The following is a 15,478-nucleotide window of genomic DNA, read 5'->3' as shown; positions in this document are numbered from 1 at the left end:
CCTTATGCCTTTGCCAGCTTCGGCTCACGCGGCATGTCGAGCCCGCGTTCCGCAATGATGTTCTTCTGGATCTGCGCGGTGCCCCCGCCAATGATCAGGCCAAGGTCATACATGTACCGCCACTGCCAGTTGCCGTCGGCGCGCAGATGCTCGCCCTCCTCATAAAGGATGCCGAGTTCGCCCAACGCGTCGATCGCGAGGCGGGCAATCTCATGGTTGAGATCACACCCCTGCAGCTTCACGACCAGCCCAGCCAGCCCCGCTGGCTGTCCCTGCAACCGGCTCGTCGTGATGCGCAGTCCGTTCGCCTGCATCGCATAGACTTCGCCCTGCAGCTTCATCAGCCGGTCGCGGAGCACGGGATTATCCATAAGCCTCTGCCCATTCACCGTCTCCGCCTTCATCAGCGTAATGAGCTCCAGCAGGCGTGCCTTCGTGGCATTCGGGTCGCCCAGCATGCCGCGCTCATGGGTCAGTGTGGCGTTGGCCACGTGCCAGCCCTTGTTGGGTGCAAAGATCACGCCGCTCCTGGGCACGCGTACATCGGTAAAGAAAACCTCGTTGAAGTTCGCGCTCCCCGTCATATCGACGAGCGGGCGAACCTCAATGCCCGGCGTCGTCATCGGGAAGGTGATATAGGTAATCCCCTCATGCTTCTTTGCCGCCGGGTCCGTCCGCACAAGGCAGAAAATCATGTCCGCCTGCTTGGCCGTCGAGGTCCAGATCTTCGAACCGTTGATCACATAATGATCGCCGTCCTCAACCGCCGAGGTGCGCACCGCCGCAAGATCAGACCCCGCGCCCGGCTCCGAATAGCCCTGGCACCAGATCATCTCGCCTTCGATGGTCGGACGTATGTAGGCCTGCTTCTGCGCCTGCGTGCCGAGCTCCAGCAGCGTCGGCACGAGCATCGAAATGCCCTGTCCCGCCATCGGCCCGGGAATCGCTGAGCGCGCAAATTCCTCGGCGATGATCCGCGATTTGAGAATATCCGGCTCGGCGCCATACCCCCCATACTCCCTGGGGATGGTCCGCGCTGCCAGTCCGTTCGCGATCAGCAGTTTCTGCCAGGCGATCCGTCTGGCGTTCTTGTAACCCTTGTCCTCAGACGTGGGCGCCAGATGTGCGTTCTTCGCCAGCGTGTCGGAGACTTCTGCGCGAAAGGCTTCATATTGGGGGTCGAGTGTCAGCTTCATGACGCAACTCTCTCGCCCCTTGCCCCAACGTCGCGCAAGAGGGGTTCTTGCGCGACGTTGCGGAAACCCTCTTAGCTGGGGGGCACTGAAATTTAAGGGAGAGACCAGCAATGCCCGTCGAATACGTCAAAAAAGGCCACGTCGCGATCATCACGATGAACCGCCCCGAGGCCCGCAACGCCATCAACGGCGAAATGGCTGCCACCATGGAAGCCGCGCTCGACCAGATGGAGTCAGATCCGGAAGTCTGGGTCGGCATCCTCACCGCCGTCGGCAAAGCCTTCTGCGCCGGCGCAGACCTGAAAGAAATCTCCGCCGGCAATGGCGGCGCCCTCTCCACCAAGAAAGGCGGCTTCGCCGGTATCGCCCGCCGCGAGCGCACAAAGCCGCTCATCGCCGCCATCACGGGCTCGGCCCTCGCCGGCGGCACAGAGATCGCCCTTTCCTGCGACATGATCATCGCAGCCGACGACACCAATTTCGGCCTGCCGGAAGTCAAGCGCTCGCTCGTCGCCGGCGCGGGCGGCCTCTTCCGCCTGCCCCGCCAGATCGGCAAGGCCGTCGCCCTGGAAGCCATCCTGACCGGTGACCCGCTCTCCTCGCAGCGCGCTTATGAGCTCGGCATGGTCAACAAGGTCGTCCCCGAAGCCGAGGTGATGGCCGAAGCCGAAAAACTCGCCGCCCGCATCACCGCAAACGCCCCCCTCGCCGTCGCCGCCAGCCGCGCCGTCGCGATCAGCGCCACGAGCAAGACAGACGAAGAGCTCTGGAAAGACTCCGGCGTCGCCTTCGCCAGCATCATCAACACCGAAGACTACAAGGAAGGCCCCAAAGCCTTCATCGAAAAACGCGCGCCCGTCTGGAAGGGCAAGTAAATCCATAAAAACTGTCATCCCGGCCAAAGGCAGCGCAGCCGCCGATTGAGCCGGGACCCAAGCTACCCCGGATCGCCCAGTGGTCCGGGGTTTTTTCCTAAAAAAGATACCCTGAGCCCCTGCTGGCATCCCTCTCCCGCCCGGCACGGCCAGCAGGAGACTACGCCCTGCCAAACCTCGCCCTCGCCCTGGCTTTCCCCGCCGCCTGCCTGCTGCCCGCCTGCACGCCGGGCGCCGCCCCGGCAGGCTCGCATCTCGACTGCGCCGCCCTGATCAGCGCGGCCAACCATCTCTCCGCACAAGGACAGCTTGACACAGACGCGGACTTAAACCGCCAGATACTCCTCAGAGGCATGACCCACCTCAACAGCTGAGCCATCCCGGCCGGGCTGAGCAAAGCAGAGGCCATTGAGCAACTGAACGCCCGCCGGCCGAACTGACAGAAGCCCAATCCCCCGCCGGCATCCTGACGCGCCCAGGCCTGCATCCGCAAAACACTCGGCAAGTAAACCCGGCCAGTAAACCCGGCAATCTTCCCGCTCAGTCTTTGGCTCGCGGCGCCAGCACCACGCCAAGAAATCCGAGGATCGCCACCAGCGTCCACGGGTAGGGCGCAGGCGTCGTCCACACGACCGGATCGCCAAACACTGCGAGCGCGATCGCAAGAGCGGCAAAGCCCGCACTCATCGATGAGGCAAGCGCCGCCAGCAGCCGGCCGGCAGGATGCACGACCGCAAAGCCGAAAAGGGCCACCATGCCCATCACGGCAACCGTGCCCACATGCCAGGAAAAATGATGAAGCCAGATGATGTCCGGCGGCAGGCCCGAGCCTTCAAGCGGCGAGAGCACCATCGGCGCGCCCACAAATTCGTGCGCCGCAGCGCCCAGCAGGCTGAGCACAGCTGCAATCACATAGAGCAGTTTCGACAGGGGCATGGGCCGTTTCTCTTCCTTGGCTGGAATAGCAACCTTACCGGCGATGAAAAAAACGGCCACTCCCCGGAGTGGCCGTTTCTCATTTCCCAATCAATCCTCTGGAACCCCGGCCAGCCCTCAGGCGGCCTCGTCCACTTCTTCTTCCTCGTCCTCGTCATCGACCTGCGGATAGAGCGGGCCATAGACCACCTCATCAGGGATGGACGCCATGCGTGCCACAAGGTCAGCGGCCTCCGCGGCGGCTTCGGCGTCATCCCATTCCACGTCGCCTGCGGCCGAAATCCACTCCGCCTCAACCAGCGCGTAGCCTTCTTCCTCGAACGATTCCTCGATCTTGGTCATCGCCTCGTCTTCATTGGCGGCATAGACGCCAACGATCACATACGCGCCGTCCATGCCTTCCAGGGCGCCATCGCTCCCCTCGCCACACAGGACTTCGCAGGAAACCAGATAAGCAGTTTGCGACACGGGTCATCTCCATCTTTGTTCGCAAGGGCAGCAGCATCAGGAAGCCACACAACAAGAAACAGCCAGACGCGCCCCACCAGACCGCCCGTTTCCCGCAAATTCTTTGCTTCTCGATTGAGACAAAAAATCCCACGAGTTTCTTAAGAACTGGCTAACTGTTTGAGCGCCCTGCCAATACCCTCCCCACCATATTCCGCTCAGCGCCGCGAAGGCTGGGGGATCGGGAGAGTGCCTCTGCCCTGCCCGGATTTCCGCCTTCGCGGGAATGAGCGGAGTGCTCAACAGAGCCGGCTCGCAACAATCTGCAGGGTAGGTTGCGCAAAGCGATACCCACCTTCCTGCAACGCCTGTTCTGGCTGTTTCGCCGCATGCATTGGGCAGGCACCCGCCGGCAAGACAGCACGAGCGCGCTGGGCCCGTGACATGCTGCCAAACCAGGGTTCAGAGCGATTGCGTTTCTGGTCCCTTGCCCTGCTGGAGCACTGGCGCAGGGTCACGCGCCATGTCCTGCCGTCCGAGGGGCAAGCCTGCCACAAGTCCAAAGACGAACACCGTCACCGCCATCGCGCCAACGGCGAGCACAGCATGATGAATATGCCGCCGGCCACCAGGCTGACGGCTTGTCTGATGAGATCGATCAACGGCTTGCTCCCTGCAGGGCCGTTTCGATAAACTGTTCCAGTGTCGGTGGCTGCGTGTCGGCGCTGTTGCGTCGAGGCGGCGTCCAGGGATTGAAGATCGTTGGCGTCCCTTCGACCGTGCGCTCCTCGAAATAGGCGACGAGCAGGTCTTCCTGCGGCGTGATCAGTCTTATTTCGTAAATGTCGCCTGCAAGAACATTGTCCTCGCGCATCGACGTGTTGAATCCTTCGGCAAAAACCAGAAGGGGCTCGCGCAGATCAAGCGCGCCCTGAACCGTCTCGGGCAGCGTTCTGCATTTGGGAAGGGCGGTGCCCGGCATCTTCTCGCCGCCATGGCGGCGATGGCACAACTCGGCCCTTCGATACGACCGATAAGCCTCCGCCAGGCGCTGGTTTTCCGCCTCCGGATAAGTGCGCAGGCCGTAGCGTGTCTTTATGGAAGTCAGGAGTTCAGGCCGGAAACTGCCGCCCAGGGCGATGAAGTGCCCGGGCAGCCGGCCGGCAAGACTGGTGCGTTCCAGTTGCCCAAGGTTTGCCTGACGCTGATCCGCCTTGTGCTGGGCGCGCATCTCCATGCCGGCATGAAACAGGACGGGGCTCAGGATCACCAGAACGCCAACCAGCAGGAGCGTGCCCTTCTGAACCGGGTGAGCCGACCTGAACGCGGCCACGACCGTGCCGAGACCGACAGCCAGTATCCCGAGATAGGCCAGAATGCCCGCGATGAGCACCGGAAGAACCAGAAGCAGGAAAAGTAGGAACTGGTCGCTCATTCGAGGTCCCCGATGGTCTTTCGGGACCATAGCGGGCCTTGGTTAAGGCTGGCCGCTGGCGAAGCATCAGATTTGAGAGATTTGGGTAACAGAGAGGAAGTTGTGCCCGCGATCAGGACATGCTGGCAGTTTAAAGGTCATGTTCCACAGGCCGCTCTGGCGGAGTTGACCACTCAACGGCCCCCTCACTCCTCCCTTATCACCCGCGCCTTCCCGCGCCCCAGCGCCAGCGCCTTAATCGCCCCGCGGAACGTGCGCACCTCCTGCTGTGTCCACTGCGCCCGCACCAGGGCGTTGCGCAGGTTGGTCACCATCACCGGCGTCTTTTCCGGCGGATAGAAATAGCCCGCCCGTTCCAGCTCCGCCTCGAAATGCTCGAACATTCCGATCAGCTCCTCGCGCAGCGCCGGCTCGCCCAGCCCCTCGGTCGTCCCGTCAAACTTGCCCGCCAGCCCGGCGCTCGCCCCCCACTGGTGGCAGAACACGCCGACGGCCTGCGCAAGGTTCAGCGAGGAGAAGTCAGGGTTCACAGGATAGGTCAGGATCGCGTCGCACAGCGCCACCGCCTCATTCGGCAGGCCCGATTTCTCTCCCCCGAACAGCACCGCGCTTTGCCCCGCCCGGCTCTTGAGCTCGGCAACAGCCTCCGGCGCCCCGAAGACCGCCTTCTCCATCCCCCGTGGCCGCGCCGTGGTGGCAATCATGTAGGTCAGCCCTGTCATCGCCGCTTCCAGCGTGTCGAACACGGTCACCTCCACCCCCTGCCCAAGCGCTCCGGCCGACATCGCCTCGGCCGGGGCGCTCGGCCATCCGTCCCGGGGGCTCACCAACCGCAGGTCGCTCAGCCCGAAATTGAGCATCACCCGGGCAGCCGCGCCGATGTTTTCGCCCAATTGGGGAGCATGGAGAATGATTGCAGGAGAGCGTTGCATGACTGCCTATCTTCCGGGTTTTGACGCGGCCGGTGGGTCTGCTATAGCCCCGCCAAACCGTACGCAGCGCAAGGATTCTAAAACATGGCGAAGATCAAGGTCAAAAACCCGATTGTCGAGATGGACGGCGATGAGATGACCCGGATCATCTGGCAGCTCATCAAGGACAAGCTGATCCACCCCTACCTCGATATCGACCTGAAATATTACGACCTCTCGATCCAGAAGCGCGACGAGACCGACGACCAGATCACCATCGACTCGGCCGAAGCCACCAAGAAATACGGCGTCGCCGTCAAATGCGCGACCATCACGCCCGACGAAGCCCGCGTTGAAGAATTTGGCCTCAAGAAGATGTGGAAGTCGCCCAACGGCACCATCCGCAACATCCTCGGCGGCGTGGTCTTCCGCGAGCCCATCGTCATCTCCAACATCCCGCGCCTCGTGCCGGGCTGGACCAAGCCCGTCATCATCGGCCGCCACGCTTTCGGCGACCAGTACCGCGCCACTGACTTCCTCGTCCCCGGCAAGGGCAAGCTGACGATGAAATTCGAAGGCGAAGACGGCAAGGTCATCGAAAAGGAAGTCTTCGACTTCCCGAGCGCCGGCATCGCGATGGGCATGTACAACCTCGACGAGTCGATCCGCGATTTTGCCCGCGCCTCGTTCAATTACGGCCTTCAGCGCAAGCTCCCGGTCTACCTCTCCACCAAGAACACGATCCTCAAGGCCTATGATGGCCGCTTCAAGGACATCTTCCAGGAAGAGTGGGACAAGGAGTTCAAAGCCAAGTTCGCCGAGTTCAAAGGCACCTACGAGCACCGCCTGATCGATGACATGGTCGCTGCCGCCATGAAATGGTCGGGCGGCTATGTCTGGGCCTGCAAGAACTATGACGGCGACGTCCAGTCCGACACCGTGGCCCAGGGCTATGGCTCGCTGGGCCTGATGACGTCGGTCCTGCTCAGCCCCGATGGCAAGACCGTCGAAGCCGAAGCGGCCCACGGCACCGTCACCCGCCACTACCGCGCCCACCAGAAGGGCGAAGCGACCTCGACCAACTCGATCGCCTCGATCTACGCCTGGACGCAAGGCCTCGACCATCGCGGCCGCATGGACGAGACCCCCGAAGTGCGCAAGTTCGCCCAGACGCTCGAGAAGACCATCATCAAGACCGTCGAAGCCGGCTTCATGACCAAGGACCTCGCCCTCCTCGTCGGCCCAGACCAGGGCTACCTGACGACCGAAGGCTTCATCGAAAAAGTCGCCCAGAATCTCGAAATCGAGATGGGCAAAGCGTAACGCAAATTCCGGGCAGGCCCCTCCCAAAGGGGGGCCTCTCCACCAAGTGCAAGGGGAAGGCTGACCAAATGACCGCATCAGCCGCCCCCCGTCGCCCCGGCACGGTCCTCGTCATCGGTCTCTTCCTCATCTCTGCCACCATTGCAGCCGCCGCCTGGCACACCGGCGCGGCAAGCTATCTTGAAGCCATCGCCTTCGTCACCGGCGTCTTCTGCGTCTGGCTGGTTACCCGCCAGAACATCTGGAACTTCCCCCTCGGCCTGATCACGGTCGGCATCTACGCCGTTGTCTTCTACCTCTCCGACCTCTTCGCCATGGCCGGGCTTCAGCTTGTCTTCTTCGCCATCAATCTCGCCGGCTGGTATCTCTGGCTCTATGGCGGCGAAAACCGCAGCGCCCTGAAAATCCGCCACGCGCCCCGCCTCGAATGGGCGCTCACCGTCATCGGCATTGCGGGCGCCACCGCCCTTCTCTACCGCCTGCTGGATGAAGCCGGCGGGGCTACCAAATTCTGGGACGCCCTTGTCACCTCCATCAGCCTCGCCGCCCAATGGGCTCAGAGCCGGAAAATCTTCGAATGCTGGTGGCTGTGGATCATCGCCGACATCATCTACATCCCCGTCTGCCTTTATAATGGCCTCTACCTGACGGCCCTTCTGTATGCGGTGTTTCTGGCGCTCTCGGTCATGGGCCTGCTGGAATGGCGCAAATCGGTGAAAGCATGAGCTGCGATAAAATCCTCCGGATCGTGCTGATCGGCGCGGAATCCACCGGCAAGACCACGCTCTGCATCGAGCTGGCCAGGCATTACAACACCGTCTGGGTCGCCGAATTCGGCCGCGAACTCTGGGAGCAGAAACTCGCCGCACAGTCGCTGAAAGGCGGCGACATTCCCGAATGGACGGACGCCGATTTCATCCACATTGCCGAAGAACAACAGCGCCGGGAAAACGAAGCTGCCGCCCGCGCCAACCGTATCCTCTTTGCCGACACCAACGCCTTTGCCACAGCCACCTGGTATGAACGCTATGCCGGCAAGCGCCACAGGCAGGTCGATGCCATCGGCAACCGCGACCAGGTCGATCTCTACCTCATCCCGACCCCCGAAGTCCCCTTCGTCCAGGACGGCGTGCGCGACGGCGAAAAGATACGCGGCTGGATGCATGACCGCTTCGTCGAGCTGATCGAGGCCCAGGGGACTGCCTACACCCTCATCACCGGCCCGTGGGAGGGCCGCGTCGAGCAGGCCACCTGCGCCATCGACGCCCTTCTTGCCCGTTGCAAAGCAGAGCCCCAAACCGCCCCATGAGCGACATAACGATCCGCCGCGCGCAGGCAGAGGATGCCGAGCGCCTCGCTCATATCGGGGTAGCCACCTTCATCGACAGCTATGTCTTCGACATCGACGGCGACGCCATCATCGCCCATTGCACGCGCCAGCATTCGCGCGAAGTCTATGCCAAATACCTCGCCGATCCTGCCTGCTCTGTCTGGATTGCCGAATACGCCGCCACCGGCGCGCCCATCGGCTACGCGGTCAATTGCCCGCCCGACCTCCCCATCTTTCTGGAGCCGGGCGATGTGGAGCTCAAACGCATCTACGTCCTCTCCCGCTTCCATGGCACAGGCTCTGGCCCCCGCCTGATGGAGGCTGCCATAGACGACGCCCGCCAGCGCGGCGCGCCCCGCCTCCTGCTCGGCACCTATGAGGATAACCACCGCGCCATCGCCTTTTACCGGAAAGCCGGCTTCGAGCTTGCCGGCACCCGGCAGTTCCAGGTCGGCGAAAAAATCTATGATGACATTGTCCTGGCAAAGCCGCTTTAAGACCCGCTCCGGACATTTTCGCATGCCGGTGACCGGCCCGCGTCCCTGACTGTCCCCGCTTCCACATGGGGGAGCTCTCAATAAACGCGCAACACCGGCCGCGCGCAAAACAACGTGCGTTCCGGCCTAAACTGCTGCCCTTGCCCTCCCCGCTGCGCCATCGCACATTCTCCCGCAAGACGCCAAAGGCGCAGCGACAGGGAGAGACACATGGTCAGCCGTCAGGATTTTCCGGAAGATTTCGTCTGGGGCGCCTCCACGGCCTCCTACCAGATCGAGGGCGCCCACGCCTCTGATGGCCGCGCGCCCAGCATCTGGGACGCCTTCAGCGCCACGCCCGGCAAGGTCAAGAATGGCGATACCGGCAATGTCGCCTGCGATCATTATCATCGGTACAGGGAAGATGTGGCGCTGATGCGCGCGGCAGGTTTCTCCGCCTATCGCTTCTCTGTCTCCTGGAGCCGTGTCCTGCCCGAGGGCAAGGGCAAGCCCAATGAAGCGGGCCTCGATTTCTACGACCGCCTGACCGACGAGCTCCTTCAGAATGGCATAGAGCCCTGGCTCTGCCTTTATCACTGGGACCTGCCCCTCGCCCTTCACGAAGCCGGGCTGGGCTGGACGAGCCGCGAGATCCTGCCCCTCTTTGCCGACTATGCCGGCCTGCTTGCCCGCCGCCTCGGCGACCGCGTGCCTCGCTGGGCGACCTTCAACGAGCCTAACATGTTCACCATGCTGGGCTATGGCGCGGGCGTTCATGCGCCCGGTATCCGGGACCGGGGCGCCTGGCTGGACGCGGTCCACCACGTAAACCTCTCGCATGGCGCCGCTGTCCGCCGCCTGCGCGCGGACCTGCCCGCTGGCGCGCTGATCGGCTCGGTTCCCAATCTCCAGCCTGCCTTGCCCGCGACGGATACAGATGCCGACCGGGAAGCCGCCGCCAGGATGGACGCGGCCATGAACCGCGCCACCGCCGACCCGGTCTTCCTCGGCAAGTATGATCCCATCACGCGCGACTGGATGGGCGACCGCATCCGCGCGGGCGACGAAGACGCCATCCATGCCCCGCTCGACTGGCTGGGCCTCAACCATTATTCGCCCACCTACGCCGCCGCTGCGTCCAACCGGTGGGGCTTCCGCAACATGGACCCGCCCGAAGGCGCCGAAACCACCCTCATGGGCTGGCACGTCAAGCCCGAAGCCTTCCGCGACACGCTGATCGAAGCGGCCCGGCGCTATGGCGTTCCGGTCTATGTGACAGAGAATGGCATGGCCGACGATGTCGAGCCCGGGACCGATGGCGCCGTCAGGGACGCCGCCCGCATAGCCTATCTGGACCGCTATCTCGGCGCCGTCCGCGATGCGCGCGCCGCCGGCGCCGACATTCGCGGCTATCTTGTCTGGTCAATGCTCGACAATTTCGAATGGGCCATGGGCTATGGCCCGCGATTCGGCATTGTGCATGTCGACTATGCCAGCCTGAAACGCACGCCCAAGGCATCTTACCACTGGCTCGCCGCGCTCGCCCGGGCAAGTTCTACCGCCTAGGTCAGAGGAGCCAGCTCTCAGGATTTTCCACCATCTCACCGGCCGAAAGCGCCTGGAGGCCTTTGACGATCCTGACGATGTACCAGACCAGCGCCGCCAGGAAGAGCAGCACGCCAATGAGGATGAAGGTCAAAAGGCCCGAGATCAGGCAATAAAGCAGCATCTTCCAGAAGATGTTGATTTGATTGCGGTAATGGTTCTCGATCAGCGCATCGCCCTTGCCCTTTCCCAGATACGCCATGATGACGCCGATAAGCGCCAGAGTCTGGAAAAAGACGGGTGCCACAATGTAGAGAAAGTAGATAAGGTTGGCATTGCCCCGGGTTCCGGGATCAATCGAAATCTGCGGCGACTCGGCCAAATCTGCCTCCCTCGTCAACCCTGCCAGACTGCTGGCGGCCGCCTCGCTTAGGCTGCGCCGGGTTGACGCTCAGTTAACCTTGCAGATCGCCGGGAGCCGCGCCAGAAGAAGTCTTATACAATCAAGGAGGAATTCCATGGCCAATCCGCGCAAAGTTGCCTATGCCGAACTCGAATCCCTGGTGGGCCAGGAAGTCGGCGTGTCCGACTGGCACACGATCGACCAGGCCCGCATCAACCTCTTCGCCGACGCGACCGGCGACCATCAGTGGATCCATGTCGACGAAGAGAAAGCCAAGCAGATGATGGGCTCCACCATCGCCCACGGCTTCCTCACGCTCTCGCTGCTCCCGATGCTCGGCGCTGAAGTGCTCCGCGTCGAAGGCGTCACACGCGGCATCAACTATGGCTCCGACAAGGTCCGCTTCACCAACATGGTGCCGGTCAACTCCAAGGTTCGCCTCCGCCAGAAATGCCTGTCGGTCGAAGCCAAATCGGGCGGCAAGCAGATGAAGATGGAAGCCACGGTCGAAATCGAAGGCCAGGACCGTCCGGCCCTCGTCGCCGAGTCGATTACCGTTCTCTACGGTTGATCCCGGCGGCCCGGCCTTGCCGGGGCAACGAACAAGGGAGGCGCCTCGCCTCCCTTTTTTGTGCCTCAGACTTCGCCGCGAATGAGCGTCAGCGCGCGCCTGAGCGCCCGCGCATCCCAAAGCGCATTGTGCTGCACGGCGCCGCCCAGATCGGTCGGCCAGGCAGAGACCTGCATCAGCTTCAGCGACAGATCGGGTATCCGCACCATCTGCCCGGGTGAAATGATCAGGCATTGCATCAGGTGCATAAGGTCTTCGGGCCAGTCTGCCACCACGCAGGGGTCGCGGCCGTTTGTCAGGAAGGCCTGAACCGCCCGCCCGAAATCCTGCAGCGGCAAGGTCACTGGCTGTGCTGTCCTCAACGCCAGAACCGGCAACACATGCTCCTCGACCCAGGGATGAAGCTCAAGCGCCTCAAGCTCCGCATCCGGACGGCAAAGGTAGAGCTCATCCACCTCACCCGACAGGGCAAGGCTGATAAGCTCTCCGCCAAAGCCGTTGAACTCGCAGTCGAGGCAGTAGAGCAAGCGCCCTAATCCTCCCGGTCAAGCTTCAACGTGTCCACCTTGCCGACTGCGGCCAGCGCAAAGGCGTATTCGGTAGCCACTTCCTTGAGGCCTTCAAACCGGCCCGAGGCGCCGCCATGCCCGGCATCCATGTTGATGCGCAGGAAATAGGGCCCGCCGCCCGGCGCTTCGTGGCGCAGCTTCGCCGCCCATTTTGCCGGCTCCCAGTAGGTAACGCGCGGATCTGTCACGCCGCCGGTGATCAGCATCGCCGGATAGGGCTTGTTGCCGACCTGGTCATACGGGCTGTAGGCAAGGATGGTGTCGTACGCGGTTTCATCCGTCAGCGGATTTCCCCATTCCGGCCATTCCGGCGGGGTCAGCGGCAGGCTTTCATCCGACATCGTGTTGAGCACATCAACGAACGGAACTGCCGCGATGATGCCGCCAAAGAGTTCGGGGTCCATGTTCGCCGCCGCGCCCACGAGCAGGCCGCCCGCCGAGCCGCCATGGCCGACAATCTGACCCTTCGCTGTATAGCCCCTGTCAATGAGATGATGCCCAGCTGCGACAAAGTCCTTGAAGGTGTTGGTTTTCTTGTCGAGCTTCCCGTCAAGATACCACTGATAGCCCTTCTCCATGCCGCCGCGGATGTGCGCGATAGCATAAACAAATCCGCGGTCCACAAGGCTGAGACGCCCGGTGCGGAAATCTGCCGGCATAGACATGCCGTAGGATCCGTACCCATACAGGAGCAGCGGCGCGGTGCCGTCGACGGGCGTATCCCTGTGACGCAAAAGCGTCACGGGTACTTCTGCTCCGTCCCAGGACGGCGCCATGATCCGCTCGACCACATAATCAGCCGCAATGTGGCCAGAAGGCACTTCCCGCGTCTTGCGCAGCGTCTTCTCGCGAGTGGTCAGATCGTAATCGAACACCTGATCCGGGGTTGCCGGGGAGGCATATTCAAAGCGCAGGATGGGGGTCTTGTAATCATACCCTCCCTCCAGGCCCAGTTCATAGGCGGCCTCATCAAAGCTGATCGAGTGCGAGGAACCATCGGCGCGCGCCTGGATCACGATGCGAGGCAGGCCTTCCTCACGTTCCATGATTGTCAGATAGTCCTGCTGCGCCGTGATACCCATGATGAGCGTACCCGGACGATGCGGGATGACCTCTTCCCACTCGGCAGTTGAGGAAGCGCTGAGCGGCGCCTTCATCAGCTTGTAGTCAACCGCGCCATCCATGTTGGTGATTATGTAAAACGCGCCGTCCCATTGGGTGACGGAGTATTCGTGATCGGTCTGACGCGGGGCAACCGTGCGCAGCGTGGGGCTGAGTTCATCAGCCAGGAACCAGTGGATTTCCGAGGTTGTGTGGCCTGAGGCATTGATGAGGATCAGTTCCTCGCTCTCGGTCGTCGAGATGCTGACGAAGAACGCCGGGTCCTGCTCTTCATAGATCAGCGTGTCTTCGCCGGTCTCCAGGCTGCGCTGGTACACGGCATTGGGGCGGCCATTGGAATCGCGCGCCACCCAGAAAATCGCCTTGCCCGTGGCGCTCCATTCCATCGGGCCATAAGCGTTCTCGATCAGGACGCCGGTATCTTCGCCCGTCTCGATATTTTTTACCCGGATCTCGTAGAATTCGCTGCCCTTAAGGTCCGTGCCATAGGCGATGAACCTGTGGTCTGGAGAGACCTCGATATCCCCGAAGGAGAAATAATCCTGCCCCTCGCCCAGCGCGTCGCCGTCAAGCAGCAGGGTCTCAGGCGCGTCCGCATCGAAGGCCTTATCTGCCGGGCGCCTCGCAAACAATGCATATTCCCCGCCCTCGCGGAACCGCGTGTAATATGCCCACGGACCATCAATGTCCGGTACCGAGCTGTCGTCTTCCTTGATGCGCCCGCGCATCTCGGCAAACAGCTCCTCGCGCAGGGCGGCGGTCGGGTCTTCCAGAACCGCCTTGGTGAAGGCATTCTCGGCGAGGAGATAGTCGCGGATGTCGGCGCGCAGCAAGGATGGCTCACGCATCACCTCCTGCCAGTTCTCGTCTTTCAGCCAGTTATAAGGGTCGTTCCGAGTACGGCCGACCTGGGTGATCTCGTGATCAATCCGCTGGGCCATCGGCGCCGCCGGCAGGGTTGCTGCAGGCGTTTCGGCCACAAGCGCCGCCGAAGTGTCGGTATCTTCGCTCACTGTCATGCATCCGGTCAAAAGTGTTGAGGCGGCCATCAGGCCGGCGAGGTTTGCAGCAAAGCGCATGGGAGGGGTCCGCTTATCGATAGTCGAAATATCTGAGGTAGGCCGGCCGCTTATGTCCAGCCCATCCTTACGCTTCGGGCCGGAAATCCAGAACGATGCCGTTGATGCACCAGCGCTGACCGGTGGGCGGCGGGCCGTCCTTGAACACGTGCCCCATATGCATGCCGCAACTGGCGCAATGGCATTCTGTGCGCGGGTAGATCATCTTGAAGTCGGTCTTGGTTGCGACGGCGCCTTCGCTGACCGGCTGCCAGTAGCTTGGCCAGCCTGTGCCGGAGTCGAACTTGTGCTCGGAAGACCAGAGCGGGGTGCCGCATCCCTTGCAATGATAGATGCCCTTGCGCTTCTCGTCCTGGTAATTGCCCGGCGTAAAGGCCCGCTCAGTGCCTTCCTGCAGGCCGACGGCATATTCCTGCTCGGTCAGCATTTCGCGCCATTCGCGATCGGTGCGTTGGATTTTCGGCTTTGCCATGGACCAGGTCTCCTGTCTCGTTTCCCGGCTAATATAGGCGCGCAATGGCCTGTTTCACCATTGGCAACGCAATCGCCATCAAACGGGTGTTTTCTCAGGAATGATCCGGCAGGGGCCCGGATTTCAATGGTCGGAGCGAGAGGATTCGAACCTCCGACCCCTAGTCCCCCAGACTAGTGCGCTAACCGGGCTGCGCCACGCTCCGACCGAGAGGCGCTGTATAGGCAAAGGCTACCGGTGCCGCAACCGGCTTCTTGCCGTGAATCTGTGAAGCCCGGCCCGGCCCGGGGAGCATCAGCCCGCGCGGCGCGCCCGCAATGCCTCGAGGCGCTCTTTTATGCCCGAAAGCTCGCTGAGCGTCTCATTGAGGCGCTCCCGACGGTCTGCCGGGGTTTCGGGGCTATCGGTGAAGGCCCGGGCCAGGGTCTCCTGCAGCGCGCGGGCATGGCTGGCCGCGTCTGCGACGCCCTCCGGCGTGATGGCTGCCGTGCCGGCGAGGACTGTGCCCACGCCCTGCTCTGTCAGCACGGCCTTGGCGCCTTTCAGCGTCATGCCGCGCTCGTGCACGAGGATGCGGATGGCGCGCAGCGCGTCAATATCCTGAGGGCGGAACAGCCGGCGGCCGTCGGGGCGCTTCACAGGGCTTACCTGGCGCGGAAAGCGGGTTTCCCAATAGCGCAGGACATGGGTTTCCAGGCCAAGCTCAGCGGCGGCTTCCCCGATGGACCTGAAGGCATCTGCAGATTTCTCGATGCGGGCTTTGAGCGCCGTCATGCAGTGCCTCCTGA

The 15,478-nt window shown here is 62.6% G+C and carries 17 protein-coding genes and 1 tRNA gene; 7 read left to right on the top strand and 11 right to left on the bottom strand.

The window, feature by feature from the left end; all coding sequences use genetic code 11:
• Window positions 1-2 precede the first annotated feature (2 nt).
• A complete protein-coding gene (locus KG722_RS01200; RefSeq protein ID WP_213268712.1) occupies window positions 3-1,196 on the bottom strand; it encodes an acyl-CoA dehydrogenase family protein in 1,194 nt (397 codons plus the stop codon).
• A 110-nt stretch (window positions 1,197-1,306) separates the two neighbouring features.
• On the opposite strand from KG722_RS01200, the gene KG722_RS01195 reads away from it, so the two are divergent.
• Window positions 1,307-2,071 (top strand): crotonase/enoyl-CoA hydratase family protein, encoded by a 765-nt coding sequence (locus KG722_RS01195; RefSeq protein ID WP_213268710.1) that lies wholly within the window; start codon window positions 1,307-1,309, stop codon window positions 2,069-2,071.
• Window positions 2,072-2,611: 540 nt separating this feature from the next.
• Here the strand turns inward: KG722_RS01195 and KG722_RS01190 are convergent.
• The 4 genes from KG722_RS01190 to KG722_RS01175 form a co-directional block, all read right to left on the bottom strand.
• Window positions 2,612-3,007 carry a hypothetical protein gene (locus tag KG722_RS01190; protein WP_213268708.1) on the bottom strand — a complete coding sequence of 132 codons (396 nt, stop codon included), beginning with the start codon at window positions 3,005-3,007 and terminating at the stop codon, window positions 2,612-2,614.
• A gap of 117 nt (window positions 3,008-3,124) precedes the next feature.
• The gene (locus KG722_RS01185; RefSeq protein ID WP_213268706.1) at window positions 3,125-3,475 is read right to left on the bottom strand and encodes a hypothetical protein; all 351 of its coding nucleotides are present in this window, start codon (window positions 3,473-3,475) and stop codon (window positions 3,125-3,127) included.
• Between the two features lie 637 nt (window positions 3,476-4,112).
• The gene (locus KG722_RS01180) at window positions 4,113-4,889 is read right to left on the bottom strand and encodes a hypothetical protein (RefSeq protein WP_213268705.1); all 777 of its coding nucleotides are present in this window, start codon (window positions 4,887-4,889) and stop codon (window positions 4,113-4,115) included.
• 185 nt (window positions 4,890-5,074) lie between these two features.
• Window positions 5,075-5,821, bottom strand: a complete 747-nt coding sequence (locus KG722_RS01175) for an RNA methyltransferase (RefSeq protein ID WP_213268703.1) — start codon at window positions 5,819-5,821, stop codon at window positions 5,075-5,077.
• An 84-nt stretch (window positions 5,822-5,905) separates the two neighbouring features.
• Between KG722_RS01175 and KG722_RS01170 the strand changes: the two genes are divergently transcribed.
• From KG722_RS01170 to KG722_RS01150, 5 genes are all read left to right on the top strand, one after another.
• Window positions 5,906-7,123 carry an NADP-dependent isocitrate dehydrogenase gene (locus KG722_RS01170; protein ID WP_213268701.1) on the top strand — a complete coding sequence of 406 codons (1,218 nt, stop codon included), beginning with the start codon at window positions 5,906-5,908 and terminating at the stop codon, window positions 7,121-7,123.
• Between the two features lie 68 nt (window positions 7,124-7,191).
• A complete protein-coding gene (pnuC, locus tag KG722_RS01165; RefSeq protein WP_213268699.1) occupies window positions 7,192-7,848 on the top strand; it encodes a nicotinamide riboside transporter PnuC in 657 nt (218 codons plus the stop codon).
• Window positions 7,845-8,432, top strand: a complete 588-nt coding sequence (locus tag KG722_RS01160) for an ATP-binding protein (protein WP_213268697.1) — start codon at window positions 7,845-7,847, stop codon at window positions 8,430-8,432. The genes pnuC and KG722_RS01160 overlap by 4 nt, the downstream gene beginning before the upstream one ends.
• Window positions 8,429-8,950: a GNAT family N-acetyltransferase gene (locus tag KG722_RS01155; RefSeq protein WP_213268695.1), complete on the top strand. Its 522-nt coding sequence runs from the start codon at window positions 8,429-8,431 to the stop codon at window positions 8,948-8,950. The genes KG722_RS01160 and KG722_RS01155 overlap by 4 nt, the downstream gene beginning before the upstream one ends.
• Before the next feature lie 210 nt (window positions 8,951-9,160).
• Window positions 9,161-10,495 (top strand): GH1 family beta-glucosidase, encoded by a 1,335-nt coding sequence (locus KG722_RS01150; RefSeq protein ID WP_213268693.1) that lies wholly within the window; start codon window positions 9,161-9,163, stop codon window positions 10,493-10,495.
• 1 nt (window position 10,496) lies between these two features.
• Here the strand turns inward: KG722_RS01150 and KG722_RS01145 are convergent, their stop codons facing one another.
• Window positions 10,497-10,856: a DUF4870 domain-containing protein gene (locus KG722_RS01145; RefSeq protein WP_213268691.1), complete on the bottom strand. Its 360-nt coding sequence runs from the start codon at window positions 10,854-10,856 to the stop codon at window positions 10,497-10,499.
• Between the two features lie 136 nt (window positions 10,857-10,992).
• On the opposite strand from KG722_RS01145, the gene KG722_RS01140 reads away from it, so the two are divergent.
• On the top strand, window positions 10,993-11,448 hold the full coding sequence (locus tag KG722_RS01140) for a MaoC family dehydratase (RefSeq protein ID WP_213268689.1): 456 nt from the start codon (window positions 10,993-10,995) through the stop codon (window positions 11,446-11,448).
• 65 nt (window positions 11,449-11,513) lie between these two features.
• Here the strand turns inward: KG722_RS01140 and KG722_RS01135 are convergent, their stop codons facing one another.
• The 5 genes from KG722_RS01135 to KG722_RS01115 all read right to left on the bottom strand — a co-directional run bounded on the left by KG722_RS01135 (window position 11,514) and on the right by KG722_RS01115 (window position 15,464).
• A complete protein-coding gene (locus KG722_RS01135; RefSeq protein WP_213268687.1) occupies window positions 11,514-11,975 on the bottom strand; it encodes a hypothetical protein in 462 nt (153 codons plus the stop codon).
• A gap of 5 nt (window positions 11,976-11,980) precedes the next feature.
• Window positions 11,981-14,218: a S9 family peptidase gene (locus KG722_RS01130; protein WP_213268685.1), complete on the bottom strand. Its 2,238-nt coding sequence runs from the start codon at window positions 14,216-14,218 to the stop codon at window positions 11,981-11,983.
• Window positions 14,219-14,285: 67 nt separating this feature from the next.
• Window positions 14,286-14,690 carry a peptide-methionine (R)-S-oxide reductase MsrB gene (gene msrB / locus KG722_RS01125; RefSeq protein ID WP_213268683.1) on the bottom strand — a complete coding sequence of 135 codons (405 nt, stop codon included), beginning with the start codon at window positions 14,688-14,690 and terminating at the stop codon, window positions 14,286-14,288.
• Window positions 14,691-14,817: 127 nt separating this feature from the next.
• Window positions 14,818-14,895 (bottom strand) — tRNA-Pro (locus tag KG722_RS01120).
• An 89-nt stretch (window positions 14,896-14,984) separates the two neighbouring features.
• The gene (locus tag KG722_RS01115) at window positions 14,985-15,464 is read right to left on the bottom strand and encodes a MerR family transcriptional regulator (protein WP_213268681.1); all 480 of its coding nucleotides are present in this window, start codon (window positions 15,462-15,464) and stop codon (window positions 14,985-14,987) included.
• Window positions 15,465-15,478 lie beyond the last annotated feature (14 nt).

The sequence above is a fragment of the Hyphomonas sp. genome, from assembly GCF_018402285.1.
Classification (GTDB): Bacteria; Pseudomonadota; Alphaproteobacteria; order Caulobacterales; family Hyphomonadaceae; genus Hyphomonas.
The sequence above is the reverse complement of the archived record's forward strand: the minus strand, read 5'-3'. Positions and strand labels throughout refer to the sequence as shown.